Source organism: Rhodanobacter sp. sgz306013 (genome assembly GCF_057031145.1).
Genome location: NZ_JBXCIJ010000003.1, coordinates 215,484 through 229,233, shown reverse-complemented (window position 1 = coordinate 229,233; position 13,750 = coordinate 215,484). Strand labels below are relative to the sequence as shown.

14 protein-coding genes are annotated in these 13,750 nt (G+C 69.1%); 6 read left to right on the top strand and 8 right to left on the bottom strand.

Features of this window, described 5'->3' with window-relative positions:
* Positions 1–31 precede the first annotated feature (31 nt).
* The 4 genes from AC2EWF_RS10595 to AC2EWF_RS10580 form a co-directional block, all read right to left on the bottom strand.
* Positions 32–262, bottom strand: a complete 231-nt coding sequence (locus AC2EWF_RS10595) for a hypothetical protein (protein WP_483639343.1) — start codon at positions 260–262, stop codon at positions 32–34.
* Positions 263–330: 68 nt separating this feature from the next.
* A complete protein-coding gene (locus AC2EWF_RS10590) occupies positions 331–810 on the bottom strand; it encodes a DUF3761 domain-containing protein (protein WP_483639342.1) in 480 nt (159 codons plus the stop codon).
* A gap of 356 nt (positions 811–1,166) precedes the next feature.
* Positions 1,167–2,831, bottom strand: coding sequence for an alpha/beta hydrolase (locus AC2EWF_RS10585; protein WP_483639341.1), 1,665 nt, complete (start codon positions 2,829–2,831; stop codon positions 1,167–1,169).
* Between the two features lie 186 nt (positions 2,832–3,017).
* A complete protein-coding gene (locus AC2EWF_RS10580) occupies positions 3,018–4,673 on the bottom strand; it encodes a serine hydrolase (protein WP_483639340.1) in 1,656 nt (551 codons plus the stop codon).
* A gap of 120 nt (positions 4,674–4,793) precedes the next feature.
* On the opposite strand from AC2EWF_RS10580, the gene AC2EWF_RS10575 reads away from it, so the two are divergent.
* Positions 4,794–5,573 (top strand): phosphatase PAP2 family protein, encoded by a 780-nt coding sequence (locus tag AC2EWF_RS10575; RefSeq protein ID WP_483639339.1) that lies wholly within the window; start codon positions 4,794–4,796, stop codon positions 5,571–5,573.
* Here the strand turns inward: AC2EWF_RS10575 and AC2EWF_RS10570 are convergent.
* Positions 5,495–5,692 carry a hypothetical protein gene (locus tag AC2EWF_RS10570; protein WP_483639338.1) on the bottom strand — a complete coding sequence of 66 codons (198 nt, stop codon included), beginning with the start codon at positions 5,690–5,692 and terminating at the stop codon, positions 5,495–5,497. The genes AC2EWF_RS10575 and AC2EWF_RS10570 overlap by 79 nt on opposite strands.
* A 107-nt stretch (positions 5,693–5,799) precedes the next feature.
* Between AC2EWF_RS10570 and AC2EWF_RS10565 the strand changes: the two genes are divergently transcribed.
* Genes AC2EWF_RS10565 through AC2EWF_RS10555 form a run of 3 tightly spaced genes read left to right on the top strand, consistent with a single transcriptional unit; the run spans position 5,800 to position 6,882 of the window.
* A complete protein-coding gene (locus AC2EWF_RS10565; protein WP_483639801.1) occupies positions 5,800–6,201 on the top strand; it encodes a guanyl-specific ribonuclease in 402 nt (133 codons plus the stop codon).
* Positions 6,198–6,641 carry a barstar family protein gene (locus AC2EWF_RS10560; RefSeq protein WP_483639337.1) on the top strand — a complete coding sequence of 148 codons (444 nt, stop codon included), beginning with the start codon at positions 6,198–6,200 and terminating at the stop codon, positions 6,639–6,641. The genes AC2EWF_RS10565 and AC2EWF_RS10560 overlap by 4 nt, the downstream gene beginning before the upstream one ends.
* Positions 6,642–6,657: 16 nt before the next feature.
* On the top strand, positions 6,658–6,882 hold the full coding sequence (locus tag AC2EWF_RS10555) for an RNA-binding S4 domain-containing protein (RefSeq protein WP_483639336.1): 225 nt from the start codon (positions 6,658–6,660) through the stop codon (positions 6,880–6,882).
* Positions 6,883–6,895: 13 nt separating this feature from the next.
* Here AC2EWF_RS10555 and AC2EWF_RS10550 read toward each other — a convergent pair whose 3' ends face one another.
* A complete protein-coding gene (locus tag AC2EWF_RS10550; protein WP_483639335.1) occupies positions 6,896–7,711 on the bottom strand; it encodes an arylamine N-acetyltransferase family protein in 816 nt (271 codons plus the stop codon).
* A gap of 106 nt (positions 7,712–7,817) precedes the next feature.
* Between AC2EWF_RS10550 and msrA the strand changes: the two genes are divergently transcribed.
* Entirely contained in the window at positions 7,818–8,498 is a 681-nt protein-coding gene (gene msrA, locus AC2EWF_RS10545) for a peptide-methionine (S)-S-oxide reductase MsrA (RefSeq protein WP_483639334.1), read from the top strand.
* Positions 8,499–8,510: 12 nt separating this feature from the next.
* On the opposite strand, the gene AC2EWF_RS10540 is transcribed toward msrA, so the two are convergent.
* Both AC2EWF_RS10540 and AC2EWF_RS10535 read right to left on the bottom strand, forming a co-directional pair.
* Positions 8,511–11,249 carry a putative bifunctional diguanylate cyclase/phosphodiesterase gene (locus tag AC2EWF_RS10540; RefSeq protein WP_483639333.1) on the bottom strand — a complete coding sequence of 913 codons (2,739 nt, stop codon included), beginning with the start codon at positions 11,247–11,249 and terminating at the stop codon, positions 8,511–8,513.
* A 75-nt stretch (positions 11,250–11,324) separates the two neighbouring features.
* Positions 11,325–12,101, bottom strand: coding sequence for an iron-containing redox enzyme family protein (locus AC2EWF_RS10535; protein WP_483639332.1), 777 nt, complete (start codon positions 12,099–12,101; stop codon positions 11,325–11,327).
* A 421-nt stretch (positions 12,102–12,522) separates the two neighbouring features.
* On the opposite strand from AC2EWF_RS10535, the gene AC2EWF_RS10530 reads away from it, so the two are divergent.
* Entirely contained in the window at positions 12,523–13,686 is a 1,164-nt protein-coding gene (locus AC2EWF_RS10530; protein ID WP_483639331.1) for a YXWGXW repeat-containing protein, read from the top strand.
* The last annotated feature ends 64 nt before the right edge of the window (positions 13,687–13,750 follow it).

The window sequence follows — 13,750 nt, the reverse complement described above, 5'->3', positions numbered from 1 at the left end:
CGGCGACGCCCGGACCGCGTGCGGCCAGGGCTCACTGACGCCGGGCAGCGTGAGCGGCGACGCGTTCGGCCGCCTCTCCCATGCACGGAGAGGTCAGTGGTCGCCGGACCCGGTCCAGCTGCGTGGTGATCGCCTGCTGCATGGCCTGCCGCGAACCGCCTGCGGCCGCCCAGGTCCGTTTCCGGTGAGTCTTTTCCGGCGTTGCCTTCGCGACAGGCGCCGACGTGCCGGTCGCGTCGATCCGCCCATCGATCGCCGGCACGCTGCCGGCATCGTGAAACGACGAAGGCCGGCTTGCGCCGGCCTTCGTCCGTTTCCTGCAGCCTCGGCTTACGGCTTGCAGGCCTTGCCGCGCTCGGGATGGTTGCCCTTGGCCTTGGCGTCGGCCTCGCTCATGTACTCGCCGTGCTTGGTCTTGCCGTACCACTTGTCGCCGGGGCAGTGGTAGACCTTGCTGCTGTCGTTGACCCAGACCATACCCGGGCCGCCTCCCGGGGCCGCGGTGGCAGCCGGCTTGGTCCAGGCCATGGACTTCTTCGGCGCGGCAGCCGGAGCGGCGGCGGCAGCCGGGGCTGCCGCTTCCGCGCCGGCCGCCTTCTTCGATGCCTTGGCCGGGGCGGCGTCGGCGGCATACCACTCCTTCACGCCCTTGTGGCCTTTGCAGGAGCCTCGCTTGGTGGCATTGCTGGTGTAGCTGCCGTCCTTGCACTGGCCGGTGGAACCGGCGGGCGCGGCAGACTGCTGCGCCTGAACAGCCGGCATGGCCAGCAGGCAGCCAAAGGCCAGGGAAAACACGATGGACGCTTTCATCTTCAGACTCCCTCCCACGCGATGTTTGGTTCTTACGGCGACCGACGCCCCCCCTCGCAGCGGGCGCCGTGCCACCGCCCATGCGCGCCCGGCCCGTCCATCTCGGCAGGACCGGACCGTGCGCCATGGCAGCCCAAGCGCCAGTGATCCCCGCGCTTGCCGCGCGACTATGCTGCAAAACCACGTGATCGCAACGCGACGACGCGCACGCTGTTCATCCCGGAGTCTGCCTCGCCCCGCTCGCCGGGGTAGGTCAGGCCACCGCCTCGCATCGGATGGTGCCGCGGCGCGGTTTCCGCACCGCGTCGTCGTGGCGGCACGGTGCAGGCCAGGGACCCGCACCCCGCCGCCGCCGCTCAGGGCGCCGTGGCGGCCACTGGTTTCAGCGTCGAATGCGGCCGCGCCACCGCGTACATCTGCCAGCTGATTTCCTTCAGCAGCCCCTGGCGATCCTTGCCGACGGCGTACAGGTCGAAATGCGTGCGGTCCGGGATGAAGCGGATGTCGGATTTCGCATGCAGGCCATCGAGCACCGTTTTCAACTTGTGCGCTGCGCCGTCGAGATAAAAGGTGTCGGCGGTGCCTACATAGAGGTGGATCTTGCCGTCCAGGTCGCCCTTCAGCTCGGGCCAGCGCTGCTGCAGGCGGTATGCGATGTCGTAGTGGTCGCGCCAGTACGCCACCACGGCGGGATCGACGTCCCCGGTGTCGCGGTTGAACATCGGCTCGGGGCGGCCGTCCTTGCCCTTGGGCGAGAACACCCAGTCGAACGAGGCCATCTGGCCACCGTAGGGGCCGAGCACGCGTTCCAGCTGCGCGAACTGCTGGAAGGTGGCCAGCACCTTGCCCTTGTCGCGCACCAGCGGATAGGCCGTGCCGTCGCTCTTGTGGTAGACGTTGGCGTGCGGTGCGTACAGGTCGACCCCGGTGAAGTCGTGGAAGTCGCTGGGATCGGGCGAGGTGGACCAGGTGCCGCCGAAGATCTTCGGATAACGCGTCTGCAGCCACAGCGTGGCCCAGCCGCCCGACGAATGGCCTTGCAGGAAGCGGCCGCTGGGCTTCGCGTCCATGCGGTAGGTCTTCTCCAGCTGCGGGATCAGCTCGGTGGTGAGCGCCACGCCCCACGGACCGTTGTTCACCGAATCGGCGAATTCCGTGGTCCCGGTGGGGCTGGACTGGTCGAGGAACACCCAGATCATCGGCGGCATCTGCTTTTCCGCCGTGGCGCCGTAGACCATGGCGGCGCTGCCCGCCAGCGTGTCCGCATCGCCGCCGTAGCCGTGCGTGAAGTACACCGTGGGATACGTCGTGGCCGCCTTGGGATCGTAGCCCGGCGGCAGCATCACCCAGCCGCGCATGTGGATGGGCCGGCCCCAGAACGCGCTCAACGCCGGGCTGACGAAGTCGATGGCCTGCGTGTGCTGGCGCGCCTCATCGAAGTGCCTGAGCGTCGTCCCGCTCATGTAGCGCTTCGGGATGTCCCACGCCTTTCGTTCCGGCAGCGTGTCCGTGAGCGTCAGGCCGGGCGTGGCGGCCATGGGCAGGTGCAGCTTCACCACCTTGCTCACCAGGTCCCCGCCGTCGCGGCCGTGGTAGTTGTAGTCATGGTGCACGTCGAGCACGGCCTGCACGTAGTAGTCGCCCGCCGGTAGCTGCGACCAGCCCCGGGGGAACGCGATCTCGTCGGCGTCGATGTCGACGACCTGCCCCGGCGCCAGCCGGCTCAACTCGCGCGCGGCCACTGCAGTCTGGGTGGGGAAGAACGGGCTGGTGTCCACCTCCCCCACCTTGCCGTCGCCGCCATGCTCCTTCGCCGCGGCCTCGGCATCCTTCGCGTCGATCGCGAACAGCAGCAGGCGGCCGGACACCGGTTGCGTCTGGGTGCTGCCCAGTTGCACGTGGAAGAGACGATGTGCGGGTACGGCGGGCGCCGTGTCGCGCGCGAATGTGGCGACGGAGAACAGCAGGCCGCAGCTCAGCAACGCGGAGGCGGCGGCGGCGGCGGGACGACTTGGACGCATGATGATCCCCTTTGGTGTGGCAACGTGGTGGTACGACTCCCTTTCTCCCTCCGGGAAAAAGTGCCCGAGGGGCGGATGAGGCCCCGGAGCCGACGCACATTCCGCTTCGACCGGACCCTCACCCCCCCCTTCCCCGCTCTTCAGAGCAGGACCATCCATGGCCCCCCAGCGGGAGAGGGACTCAAGCTATCGATCCTGCTTCGCGGCAACCTTCACCGGCACCGGCCGCAGGTCCTGGAAGTCGAAGCTGAAGTCGGTCATGGGCGAGATCGGCTGCATGCGCATCTCGCGCACGTGGCCGTCGTCGTCCAGTGCGAAATTGACGAAGGCGTCGGCGTTGAGCGAACGATCGTCCCAGCGCACGATGAAGGTGTCGTGCTGCCACGGCGTCATCGTGCCGACCAGCTGCTTCGTCTTGGTGAAGCGCAGGCGCAACGTGCCGCCCTCGTTGCTGACCAGGATGTCGCCGTACCACGGGTCGCGGTAGGTGCCCACGTAGCCGGACAGCGGCAGCGAAGGCTTGGCGTTCTTGTCGCGCGCGGCCTCGTGCTTCGCCCAGCTGTCGTCGGCCTTGGCCTCGCCCTGCTTCACCGCCTTGCCGTACACCGCCACCCAGTCGGTCTTGTGCGCGGGGTTGAGGTAGGCATCGAGCACGCGATAGGTAACCGCGTTGAACGCAGCGCCGGACTGCTGGTTGGTCAGCACCACCACGCCAAGGTGCCGGCCCGGCACCAGGGTGAGGCGCGACACGAAGCCCGGCCAGCCACCGGTGTGCCAGACGAGTTTCTGGCCCATGTAGTCGCTGAGGAACCAGCCCTCGCCGTAGCCGGAGAACTGCGGCACCAGCGGCGCCAGTTCGGGAATCGGCGGCTTGCCGACCGGGATCGGGGTCAGCGTCGACCACATCGCCTGATGGCTCTTCTCGGAGAACAGGCGCTTGCCGTCCGGCAACTCGCCGCCGGCCAGCTGCACGTTCATCCACTTGGCGAGGTCGTTGACGCTGGCGTAGATGCCGCCCGCGCCGGGGTCGTTGAGCCAGGCCATGGGCGGCACCGGCTTCACGTCCTTGAAGTCGTAGGGCGCATGGCCGCTGGCCGCGTCCATGCCGGGCCTCAGGTAGGTCATGTCCACCAGCGACTCGCCCATGCCTACCGGCTGGAAGATGTGCTGGCGGATGAAGTCGGCATAACTCTGGCCGGAGACCTTCTCGATCACCAGGGTCGCCACCGCGAACAGGATGTTGTCGTAGGCGTAGTGGCCGCGGAAGCTGCTCTTGATCGGCACGTCGGCGAGGCGCTTCACCACATCCTCGGTGGTGTAGCTGGTGGGCGGCCAGTAGAGGAGATCGCCCGCGCCCAGGCTGAGGCCGCTGCGATGCGCCAGCAGGTCGCGGATGCGCATCTCGTGTGTCACGTAGGGGTCGCTCATGCGGAACCCCGGCAGGTAGTCGATCACCCGGCCGTCCATGTCCAGCTTGCCCTGGTCGGCCAGCATCTGCAGCGCGGCGGCGGTGAACGCCTTGGTGTTGGAGGCGATGGCGAACAGCGTGTCCGCGTCGACCTTGTCCGGCTTGCCCAGCTCGCGCACGCCGTAGCCCCTGGCCAGCACCACCTTGCCGTCCTTCACGATGGCCACGGCGATGCCGGGCACCTTGAAGGTCTTCAGCGTGTTGGCCATGTAGGCGTCGAAATCCTGCAGCTGGGCCGGCAGCGCCGGCTGCGTGACAGCCGCGGCGGTTGGCGGCGGCGCCGGCGCCACTGCAACCTGGGCCGACGCCGTGGAGGCAAGGGTGAGCAGCGCGCTGCACACGGCAAGGCGCAGGGAAAGCTGACGCTGGAACATCGCGGACTCCGGTGGCACGAACCGCGCCACTATCGCGGCAAAGTCGCGGCAGGGCCAGCGCTGGAAGTCACGACCGCCATCCGGCAAGCTTCGCCGTCACCCGGAAGCTGCCGGAGCCCCATGGACGCCCTCTCCCTCTGGACCAGCCAGCACGCCCTGGCGCTGTTGGCCGCCGTGCTGATCCTGGCCTTGCTCGCCGGCGATCTCCTCTGGCGCCGCGCGCGCCGCCGCCGGCTGGCGGCGACCGGCCGGAACGGCTACCTCGCGCTGCGTCCGGGCACCGCCGCGATCCTGCTGCTGCTGCTGGTGGCCGTGTTCGGCCTGCTGGCCTGGGTGGTGTGGACGCAAACCGCGCTGGCGCGCTTCGACACGGCGCTGGCGCAACACCTGCGCGACCGGCTCTCGCCGGGAGTGCTGCGGCCCTTCGGCGCCGTCACCCAACTGGGCGATCCCGTGCTGATCGCCTTGGCCGCCGGCGTGGTCGCCCTGGTGCTGGCGCTGCGCCGCCGCTGGCGGCTGTTCCTGCCCTGGTGCATCGCACTCGGCGGTACTGCGGGCAGCGACCATCTCGTCAAGCAGCTCATGCAGCGACCGCGTCCGTTCGGCGGCCACGGATTCACCGTCGAGACCGGCTTCAGCTTCCCCAGCGGCCACGCCGCGGGATCGATGGTGTTCTTCGGTCTGCTCGCCTACCTGCTGTTGCGCCAGTGGCCGCCGCCTCGCCATCGGGACACGGTCGCCGCCGCGGTGGCGATGATCACCGTCATCGGCTTCAGCCGCGTGCTGCTGCGGGCGCACTACCTCAGCGACGTGCTGGCCGGTTATGCGCTGGGCGGGTGCTGGCTGGTGGTCGGCACCGCGCTGGCCGAGCTGCTGCGGCGCGGTGCTCCGGCGCGGTAATTGTCCTGCTCGCGATGGCGCCGCGCGTACAGGCCGAAGGCCAGCGCGACCAGGCCCAGGCCCACACAGAAGCCGCTGCGGTGGTGCTCGAACAACGCCAGGCACAGATGGCCGCGCACGCAAATTCCTGCGAACGGGAAAATCAGGCCGTCGAAGCCGGTGCCGTTTGTGCAGAATGGATCAGATCATCCCTATACTCGCCGCCCGCTCCCCACCGACCACCCGCATGCGCTACTGGAAGCCCTTGCTCGCACTCGCGGTGCTCGCCGTCGCATTCGCGTGGACCCGGCAGGCGCAGACGCCGGGACCTGCCTCCCCGACGACAGCGACGCAGGGAAGCGGCGACGCCGCATGGCCGGCGTTCCTGCCACCCGAGGCGCATGACACGCTGGCGCTGATCGCGCGCGGCGGTCCCTTCCCGCACCTGCAGGACGGCGTGGTGTTCGGCAACTACGAGGGTCTCCTGCCGAAGCAGCCGCGCGGCTACTACCACGAATACACGGTGGACACGCCCGGAGCGCACAACCGCGGCGCACGTCGCATCATCACCGGCGGGACACCGCCCGAGGTGTACTACTACACCGACGACCATTACCGCAGCTTCCGCCGGTTCGCGCCGCCCCGATGAACACATCGCCGCTCGACCCCGACCTCACGTGCCCCAGCCAGAACGGCGTGTACTTCGTGGGCGATGCCGATCTCCACCGGCTGGCCGCGAACGCCACGCGTGACGAGCTGGCCGTGTGCCGCGTCGACCTCGCCGGCTGCCGCGACAAGGCGGCACTGCTGCAGCGCCTCGCCACGTCGCTGGGACTGCCCGCCGATTTCGGCCAGAACTGGGACGCGCTGGCGGACTGCCTGCGCGATCCGGGCTGGCTCCCGGGCTGGGGCCATGTGCTGCTGTTCGAACACAGCGAAGAACTGCAGCGCGGCGCCGATCGCGACTACGACGTGCTGCTCGGCATCCTCGACGACGCCGCCACGTTCGCGCAGGACGCGGACCGCCCGTTCTTCGCCTTCCTCGCGCTGCCGGCGGACATGACCGCCGCCATCCCCGCCACGCAGTGACACAAATCGGAACGCCATGGCCCATCACGAATTCGAACTGTACGGCGACTACGTCGAACTGAACCTGCTGCTGAAACTGGTCGGCCTCTGCGACAGCGGCGGCGCCGGCAAGCACCTGGTGGCGAGCGGCACGGTGCGAGTGGATGGCGCCGTCGAACTGCGCAAGACCTGCAAGATTCACGCTGGCCAGGTGGTGAGCATCGGCGACGAGGAGATCCACGTGCTGTCCGACCCGAACTGACCGACTTGCCTGGCTAACCGGATAGAACGTCCAGCCGCCGCTCCAGCGCGGCGCGATCCGGCAGGCGCAGCCCGAACTCCTGCTCCAGCACCCGGCACACCTCCGTGCTGTCGCCCAGCGTGCGCCGCTCCGGCTCCGCACCGGGCCGACGCACGGTGAACTCGCGGCCGCGCAGGGTCAGCCGGCGGTCGCCCATGGTGCGTGCCGCGATCAGGTGCTGCACGAAATTCGACTGCGGATAGGTGGACACGTAGTGGTTCGCCACCACGTAGTCGATGAACTCGCGCGGCTGCAGGTCGAAGCGGTAGAGCGTCAGCCAGTCGCCACGCACGCAGGCCTGCATGCGCCACTCGCCATCCCGTTCCACCAGTCGGAACGGCTCCAGTCCTGTGGCCTGCTCCAGGTCGGCTTCCAGACGCAGGGCGCCGGCCAGATTCATGCTGCCAAAACCCACGTCGGTGAGCCAGCTTTCACCGTCCGCCTCCACCCTGAGCAGCATGTGGGTCTGCGCAGTGACCGCGTCCTCCGGCTGGTTCCACAGCACGCGCGCGATCAGTCCGTGCACCTTGAAGCCGATGGCACGCAGCGCGGCAGCGAACAGCAGGTTCTGCTCGAAGCAGTAGCCGCCACGGCCTTCGTGCAGCAGCTTGCGTTCGAGCGCATCCGGCTCCAGCCGCACCCGCACCCCGCACAGCGGATCGAGGTTTTCGAACGGGATCGCCGCCGCGTGCGCCACCGCCAGCGCGCGCAGCGTCGGCGCGTCGGGCCTGGGCGCATCGCGATAGCCGATGCGTTGCAGGTAGGCGGCCAGGTCGATTGCTTCGGACATGCATGGGGCTCCCGGTAGGGGCGCCCACGGTAACATCGGGCGGGCGCAGGTAACCGACCCGACGCTGCCGGCGAATAGCGATCGAAGCATCCTCGCGAGGTCCGCCATGTCCGCTTGCCCTCCATCCCTGCGCACCCTGGGCGCCGCGCTCGCCCTGGGCCTGCTCGGCGCCTGCGCGCTGCCGCCCGCGGCCACGGCCGCCACGAAACTGCCGGTGCCGGCGCTGGATGCGCCCCCTGCCGCCGCGCATCGGGAAGAAGTCGCGGTGTTCGCCGGTGGCTGCTTCTGGGGCGTGCAGGAGGTGTTCGAGCACATCAAGGGCGTGCGCAAGACCTGGGCCGGCTACAGCGGCGGCGACGCCGCGACCGCGCACTACGACCAGGTCAGCGAGGGGGACACCGGCCACGCCGAATCGGTGAAGCTGCTGTTCGACCCGGCCCAGGTCAGCTACGGCCAGCTGCTGCAGGTGTTCTTCTCGGTCGTCGCGGATCCCACCGAGCTCAACCGGCAGGGGCCGGACAGCGGCACGCAGTACCGCTCGGTGGTCTTCTACGCCAGCCCCGAGCAGCAGCGCATCGCCGCTGCCTACCTCGCCCAACTCGGCAAGGCGCACGTCTATGCCGCGCCCATCGTCACCCAGCTGGTGCCGCTCAAGGCCTTCTATCCGGCGGAAAGCTGGCACCAGGACTACGCCAGCCAGCACCCGAACGACCTCTACATCGTGATCAACGACGCGCCCAAGGTCGCCAACCTGCGGCAGTGGTTCCCCGCGCTGTATATGCCATAGGCGCGGGCGGCGCTATGGCTGCTTGGGCGGCACCAGGCTGAGGCGGGTCGGCGTCGGGCGCGGGTTCATCAGGCGCTCTAGCGCCGCGGCCGGCAGCGGGTAGGAATACAGGTAGCCCTGCCCCTCGTCGCAACCGGCCTTCAGCAGGAACTGGTGCTGGGCCTCGTGCTCGATGCCCTCGGCGATGGTGCCCAGCCCCAGGCTGCGCGCCATCGCCAGCATCGCCTCGACGATCGCCACGTCGTTGACGCCCTTCGGCAGCCCGGTGACGAAGGAACGGTCGATCTTCAGCCAGGTCACCGCGGGCAGCTTGAGGTAAGCCATCGAGGAATAGCCCGTGCCGAAGTCGTCGATGGCCACCTCGATGCCCAGGTCGTGCAGCGCGCGCATGGTGCGCTCAGTGTCGTCGCCGAGCCCCAGCATGGCGCCCTCGGTGATCTCCAGCACCATGCGCTGCGGAGCGACATGGTGCTCACGCAGCGCCCGGCCCAATCCGTCGACGAAGGCGGGATGCGTCAGCCAGCGCGCGGACACGTTCACCGCCACCCGGATCTGCGGCATGCCGGCGCGGTCCCAGTCGCGAATCTGCCGACAGACGGTGCGCAGCACCCATTCGTCGATGCGGCGGATCAAACCGAGGCTCTCGGCCACTGCGACGAATTCGCCCGGGGAGAGCTCGCCGCGCTCGGGGTGTTCCCAGCGCAGCAGCGCCTCCACCGCCACGATGCGGCCGCTGCGCAGGTCCATGCTGGGCTGGTAGCGCAGGCTGAATTCCTCGCTGGCCAGCGCGCGGCGCAACTCGGATACCAGCTGCAGGCGCTGGCGCGCATCGGCCTGCATGATCGGCGTGTAAAACCGCAGCGTGTTGCGCTCGGTGCTCTTGGCCACGTACATCGCCGCATCGGCATTGGCGATCAGCGTGGTCGCGTCGCCGCCGTCCAGCGGATAGCCGGCGATGCCGATGCTGGCGCTGAGCACGATCTCGCAATCGTCCACCACGATCGGCTCGGCCAGGCAGTCGAGCAGGCGCTCGGCCACCACGCCGGCATCCTCGCGCAATTCGAGCCGGTCCAGCAGCACGGTGAACTCGTCGCCGCCGATGCGGCCGGCCACGTCCCGCTCGGAGAGTTGCCGCCCGATCCGTTCGGCGACCTTCTGCAGCACGCGGTCGCCCAGCGCATGGCTGTAGCTGTCGTTGACAATCTTGAACGCGTCCAGGTCGATGAACAGCAGCGCGATCGCGGTGCGCGAGCGCGACGCCATGGCGATCGCGGCGCTGACCTGCCGCTCGAAGGCGACGCGGTTGGCCAGCCCGGTCAGCGGATCGTGCGTGGCCATGTACTCCAGCCGCTGCCGTTGCGCCTTGGCCACGTGGATATTGCTGAACACCGCCACGTAATGCAGCACGTGGTGCTGTGCGTCGCGGATCGCGCTGATGCTCAGCTGCTCGGGGTAGACGCTGCCGTCCTGGCGCCGGCTCTGCACCTCCCCGTTCCAGTGGCGGCCGCCCGCCAGTCCGCTCCAGACCGATTCCGGCAGCGGCTCGCCGTCGGGCATGCGGCGGGTCTCGTCGAAGCGCCGCCCCAGCAGGGCCTGGGCGTCGAAGCCGGTGATTTCGGCATGGGCGGCATTGACCGAGACCACCCGGCGCTCGGCATCGGCGATGATCACGCCCTCGGCGATGCCGGCCAGTGCCTCGGCGGCCACCCGGCGCTCGCGCTCCATCGTCACGCGCTCGGAAATGTCGCGGATGATCGCCTGCCGCACCTGGCGGCCGCCCCAGGTGACCAGGCTGCTCTCGATCTCCACCGGGCGCTGCTTGCCGTCGTCGGCCAGCAGCATGCCGATCGCGCCCCGCCTGGTCTGCGCCTGCAGCCCGCCGGCGAAGATGGCGTCGAACGGACGTCCTTCCAGCGGGCCGCCGGTCCCACCGATCCAGGCCTTGGCCGTGTGGTTCGCCTCGAGGATACGGCCACGGCTTTCGTCGATCATCAGGATCGCGTCGTTCGCACTGTCGAACAGCAGGCGATAGCGTTCCTCGCTGCCGCGTATGCCTTGCAGGATGCGGCGCGCCATGCGCAGCCACAGCAGCGAGGCAACCACGGCTGCCGCCAGCACGGTCAGGAACAGCACGGTGCCGATCCAGGCGGCGCCGTCGGCGATCTGCGACGAGAACAGGTTGCTGCGCGGTTCGATGAACCGGTTGGACTCCGTGATGCGTGCGCGCGCCGCCGCCACCATGGCCGGCGTGATGCTGCCGTCTGCGTGGGCGTACTGCAATTCGTCGGCGATGCGGTCCAGCCCGTCGATGGTGGCATCGGTGGAATACCACGCCGCGATGGCGCGGTTCATGTACGGCGCCGACGAGAAGTAACGCAGCATGAAAATCATGCCGTCGATCGCTTCCGGTATCACGTGCGCGTCGCGGAACGCCTGCCGGACCCTGGCGTGGTCGAAACGACCGCTGGCGATGGCGTCGCGGGCCCAGCGGTCCGAGGCGAGCAGCGCCATGTTCTTGCGGTAGTCGGCCAGCACGTCGGCACGACCGTCCTGGGCGTAGATCTCGAGGTCGATCACCGCCTGCTTCTGCGCCTTGGACCAGACACTCTCGCCGTTGAGGAAACCGGCGAGAGTGACCTGGACCTGCAGAGCTCCCCAGGTCAACGCCAAGACCAGGCCGACCACCAACGACAGCGCAACCGCCAGCGGTAACAGGTGCTGCGACAATGACCTTCGCTGGTTGGAAGTCATGCTCTGCATCGTGCCGATTCTAAAGCAACAAGCGCGCCATGTTGCGGGCGCGCCCCCTGTCAAAGGCCCGTGGAATCAGGCTGCAGCACCTGCCCGCAGGCCCGGCCTGCCCTGCTTCTCGATGCAATGGTCCAGAGTGATGTACATGCTCGTGTAACTGCGGCGCACGCATTCCCCCAAGTGCTGGACCTGGTCCGTCCCGGGTGTCGTGCCGACCAGGGTGCAGACGATCTCCAGCGCCTCCCAGGGATGAGTATCGTCATAGGCCGCGTGAAGTTGAAGCCAACGCAGGCTCCTGGCACGTCCCTCCTTCGGCAGGCTCTCCGCGTAGGCCGTGCTTTCGAAGATCCGCTGCGACCATTCGCCGGTGGCTCCTTCCACGGCGTAATTGGTGGCCACGATGCCAGCCGCCAGGTCGCCGCTGCGGCTCGCCTCCTCGCACCATGCCGCGAGCGCCTGGCTGCCCGACGGCGGCCGCCCCGTCGTGACCTCCTCCTCCGGCACCCCGGCCCCCTCGGCCCAGTTCAGCCAATACTCGGCATGGTTCTGTTCGACGCGGATGTTGCGCACCAACCAGCGCCTGGCGAGGTTGTCGCCCGGGCTCCGGCCGTAGCGGGTCTTCAGCAGGTTGTGGGCCATGTAGGCCGGAAAGCGCTCGATCACCGGCCACACGCCCACCATGAAGTTGCGCGTGGATGCCGGGTCGAGGCGCGCTTCGCCCATCTGCGCCCACATCTCGTGGTTGAGTACGCCCTGCTTGGCCTGCTCGCAATCGGCCACCATGTCCTGCGCCCACTGCGGGTAGCTGCCCAGTTCGGTGAGTGCACCGGTACGTTCAAAACGGGTATGCATGTGATTCTCCTTGGTCGGTTGTGATGCCCGGCTCGGTACTGCCGTCCGACGGCCGACTCGGGGGCCGGGCGCCCGCAAGCCGGCCGCGCTCCATCGCCAGGCCGGCGATGGATGTCCTCGTGTGCTGAAGTCCGATTGTCACGCGGCTCGATGGATGCTGCCGACCTCATGCCGCCAATGCTGTGCGTACCGGTGCCGAATCCCGGGGCGGCGGCCGACGGCCGCAGCGGCCGCGGATCCGCACCGGTTAAGCTGCGGTACGAAAAGCCGCCAGCCCTTGGCGCACAAGGTTTACCGCGGCAACAGCGGACCGCCTGCCGGCAGGCGCTGCTGAACCGATGCGCAATCCGCCCTGGAAGGTCCGTCGCCAGCACGAGCGCTCCTGCGTTATTGATGCACACACCGCCACCGGGAGGTCGCCATGCGCAACCGCATCACCACGAACCGCTTTTCGCTGCGCCAGCAATGGCTGGTGCGCGGTGCGGCGATCCTGCTCGCTGCGGCCGCGCTCGCCGCCATACCGGGCCGTGCGCACGCCGGCGTGTTCGTCTCGGTGAACATCGCGCCGCCGGCGCTGCCGGTCTACGTGCAGCCGGCCATACCCGGCCCGGGTTACATCTGGACACCGGGTTACTGGGCCTGGGACGGCTACGACTACTACTGGGTGCCGGGCACCTGGGTGCTGGCGCCGTTTGTCGGTGCGCTGTGGACCCCGGGCTACTGGGGCTGGAGCGGCGGCGTCTACATCTTCCATGCCGGCTACTGGGGTCGCCACGTGGGTTTCTACGGCGGCATCGACTACGGCTACGGCTACGACGGCCGCGGCTACGAGGGCGGCTACTGGCGCGGCAACGGCTTTTACTACAACCGCACGGTGAACCACGTCACCAACAACATCACCAACGTCTACAACAGGACGGTGATCAACCGCACCACGATCGTCAACCGCACCAGCTACAACGGCGGCCCGCACGGCATCGCCATCCGCGCCACGCCGCAGCAGCTGGCATGGGCCCGCGAGCCGCACACCGCGCCGGTGTCGGCGCAGCTGCAGCAGCGCGCCATGGCCAGCCGCATGCCTTCGCTGCGTGCCTCGCAGAACCACGGCAGGCCCCCAATCGCGGCCACGCCGCGCGCGGGCATGTTCAACGGGCACGGTGTCGCGCCGGCATCGATGGCGAGGCACGAGACCCGCCCCGCGCCGCAGGCCGCCGGCAGCCCGCAACGCGGCAACGCGCTGCGTTCGGCCAGCTTCGCGCCGCATGGCAATGCGGCGATGCGACCGGCCGGCGGGAACCGCTACAACCCGGCGTCCCCGGACCGCGGGCAGGCGAGGCCGAACGCCTACGAGGCGCAGCCCAACCGCGCATCGATCCGCTACCACCCGGCAGACAGGGGCGACCGCGGCATGCCGTACCGGCCGCAGGGCTCGCCGACGCAGACCTACCGTCCGGCGCCGCACTTTGCGCAGCCCGCGTATCGACCGGCGCAGGCGCGGCCCGCACAGCAGGCGCGACCCGAGGCCCCGCAGGGTCGCGCCGCGCCGGCCGCCCACCAGGATCGGCGCGACGACAGGCGCCATTGATCCGCAGCAGGGATGCGCACGAAGGACAGGCCCGCCGTCGCGGGCCTGTCCGTTTGCATGGGCC